General features: G+C 67.2%; 3 protein-coding genes and 1 pseudogene. All 4 read right to left on the bottom strand.

The features are described 5' to 3' along the window. Positions 1-2 precede the first annotated feature (2 nt). Positions 3-1,424 carry a Rep family protein gene (locus ACTICP_RS16240; protein ID WP_003780580.1) on the bottom strand — a complete coding sequence of 474 codons (1,422 nt, stop codon included), beginning with the start codon at positions 1,422-1,424 and terminating at the stop codon, positions 3-5. Between the two features lie 342 nt (positions 1,425-1,766). Further along, entirely contained in the window at positions 1,767-2,015 is a 249-nt protein-coding gene (locus ACTICP_RS16235; RefSeq protein ID WP_003780556.1) for a hypothetical protein, read from the bottom strand. Continuing rightward, positions 2,015-2,227, bottom strand: a complete 213-nt coding sequence (locus ACTICP_RS16230; RefSeq protein ID WP_003780572.1) for a hypothetical protein — start codon at positions 2,225-2,227, stop codon at positions 2,015-2,017. Before ACTICP_RS16230 ends, ACTICP_RS16235 begins: the two co-directional genes overlap by 1 nt. Positions 2,228-2,408: 181 nt before the next feature. Beyond that, a pseudogene (locus tag ACTICP_RS16225) lies at positions 2,409-3,071 on the bottom strand (recombinase family protein); the annotation flags it as partial.

Below are 3,071 nucleotides of genomic sequence, written 5' to 3'. Positions count from 1 at the left end.
GCTCATGCGGCACCTCCGATCAGCGCCAGCGGCACGTCAGGGCTCCGCACCGCGAGCCCGCCCAGCAGCTCAGCAACCGCGCCCTCAGCGTCATGTTCCGCCGAGGTCTCCGGACCGTAGGTCAGTTCCCGCGACCCGACGTTCTGGTGATACGCGTTGCCGTACATGCCGGGCGTGTGTGCGGCGGTCGGGATGCTGCACTGGTGCCACTCGTAGGGCTCGATCTTCCCAATGTGCTGCACGAGGTAACGATTGATGTCGTCGGCACGATAGACCTTCACGACCGAGGCCAAGCGGCGGATGAACTGGTCCAACGCCTCGTCCACGTTGCCCTTCTGGCGGGCGTAGTAGAAGAACTCGACAGGCTCGATCGTCGCCGTGATGACGATAAGGCGCGGGGCCACCTCGCCCTTGTTCTTGTACCGAGCCTTCGCAGGCGAGGCGTTGTACGGATCAAGCAGCAGCAGCCAGTCGTTCGCATCCATCGCCGAGGCCCGCAGATCGTCCAGCAGCAGCACCTCCTCGCCTCGCCAGTCATCAAGCGGGTTCCCCGTCGCGGCCCGGTAGACCTGCCACCGCTCGCCGTGCGCGTTCGCCGCGTTGATCGCCTCGGTGATGAAGTCCGTGGCGAACCGGGTCTTGCCGATCCCGGCATCCCCATGGACGAACACCACGTGCGTCGAGAACTCACCGGCGCGGAGCTTCGCCGCCGCCCGGTATGCGCGGCGCTGGCCGTAGGCCGACAGCGCGTCGTCGATCTCCCGCTGATGCCGCGAGTAGATGTCGAACAGCTCGTCCGTGAGCATGATCTGATCCCGCGTGAACTCGCCCTGGAGCACGCGCTCGCGCATGTCCTCGAAGTTCTCGGCGACGACCTTCTTCTTCACGTGCGCGCGCCCCTTGAGCCAGGTCTCCCGACGCTGGGCGTCGATCCCGAGGTAGTCAGGCCCACGCACCGTAGCGACCTCCGAAGGCGCGTATTGGTGCTTGTCCGCGTACTTCACGTGCGTCAGATACGACAGCATGTTGTCGTAGGCGTACCGCCCGCGGCCCGGCTTCTCGACGTACTGGGGCTCGACGCCGATGCCGAACGCGAGCCGATCCAGCGGTGCGCTCTTCGCACGGCTGGCGAACTTGATGACCGCGTGCAGGTGATCGGGCTTCGGCTCGATCACCAGAGCCTTCTCCGTGTCGCTCCAGACCTCGCGCTCGTCCTTGTCATGCACGATGCCGTAGGCCTCGACGACCTCGCAGCCGGTGGCCTCGAGCCGCTGCACCACGTAGGCGAGGATCGCCTCGGCTCCCTGCTGGAGCAGCGCGGCCCCGTTCGGGTCCTCGGCAGCCCAGGTCCAGTACGACGGATCGAGGTACTGCGTGAGCCCGATGCTCGTCGGGTTGTTCTCCTGCTTAGCCACGGCGACCACCCCCGCCGCGGACAGCGCGGAGGGCCTCAGAGAGAGTGCGGCGCCTAAATGACCCCCTATTGACCCCCAAATGAGACCCAAAATGATCCCACGAGGCCACGCGACGGAGCGCGGGCGGAACCGACCGCTGACCAGGCACGTTGTTGCAGGGCGCGGCAATCGACAAGCCCTTGCCGCGCCCGTAGGAACGAATGAGGCTCCCGAAACTCTTAGAGTGCGAAGCACGGCTGCGGACCGTCATCACGACGACGGGCAGCCCGCCTTCGGCGGGTGCCAGGCCAGGCCCTCCGGGCGGGGTCAGGTCGGCGGGAGCGGTGCTGAGGTTGCGTGCGTCGGCGCGCATCAGCGACCACCGCCCCGGCCGTAGCGCTTGATGACAGCCTGGTGCGTGACGCCGAGGGCGTCGCCGATCTTCGCCCAGGTCACCCCATCGGCGCGGGCGTCGGCGACGGCGATCTCGACGGACTCCTCCAGCACGGAGCGGAGCACGCCGAGGTCGTAGAGACGTGCCTCGGACTCGGCGAGGGAGGGGTCGCCCTGTCGCCAGCGGAAGCCGTTCACGTGGTCGAAGGCGGCGGAGTTGGCGCTCATCAGTGACCACCGCCCATCACGGCGGCGACCGCGGCGCGCTGTCGCGGGGTCAGGGGCGTGCGAGCCAGGCGTTCACCGGCCAGACGACCAGCAGCACGAGCGGCGGCGATGACGGGATCGAGGCCGTCTGCCTGCGGAGAAGGAGTGGAGCCCTGATCGAGGCCAGGGCGGTCGAGCGCGGATGCGCGGGGAACGTCGATAACGACAGACATCGGAAGTCCTCAGACATGAGTATCTTCCGGTTCCCCGCCACGGTAATTGGGCTGTTTGACCGGCTACTCATCCGGGAGCAGAACCCCGCGCTTCTAAGTCGCGGCCCCGGTGGGATCTTCTTGTCTGCAACCATTCTCCCACGAGTCGACTCACCATTGCAATGACGAGTCGACTCATGAGTCAGTCGCGACGCGGCTCTATCCGAATCAGGTCGGGGTCGAATTTCACGTGACCGGGCGTGATGGGCTCGATGGTCACCGTCACCAGCTCGTCCACGAGCATCCGGCGGCGGTCCACGTCCAACACCTTCCACTTCGCCTCGACCACCTCGCGGCGCTCCGCGGTGCCGACCGGCTCCTCGACGTCCGCGAGCAGCTTCGCCGCCGCCGACACCGAACGGTCGAGCAGCTCCGCGTCGATCTCGTCGATGCGGGCCTTCACGTCGTTGATCGCTGCCGTTATCTCCAGGACCGGCTGATGGATGTCGCGCAGCAGCGGGCTCAGCTCCTTCACCCGATCGACCAGGGCGTTCCGCTCCGTCAGCAGCTCCTCGCGATCCGGCCCATCGTCCTCCTGTGGCATCACGAGGTCGTGCACGTCCACCGAGGACAGACGCGTGAGCACCGCCTCGGTGACCATCGCATCGACGGGCTCGCGCTGGCGGGTGAGATGGAACTGCTCGCCGCAGCGGTACGTCGGCTGCTTGCGGCTGTTCGTCCCCGAGACGAGCGTCGCGCCGCACTTCCCGCACAGCCCGATCGTGGACAGGAGATACTTCGGCTGGTTCCCCTGCCTCGCCGACCTCCGCACGTTGTCCTCCAGCTTCGCCACCGCGGCCCGCCA

It is taken from the genome of Microbacterium sp. (assembly GCF_052102115.1).
In the GTDB taxonomy this organism is placed as follows: Bacteria; Actinomycetota; Actinomycetes; order Actinomycetales; family Microbacteriaceae; genus Microbacterium.
This window is presented reverse-complemented; position numbering and strand designations above follow the sequence as displayed.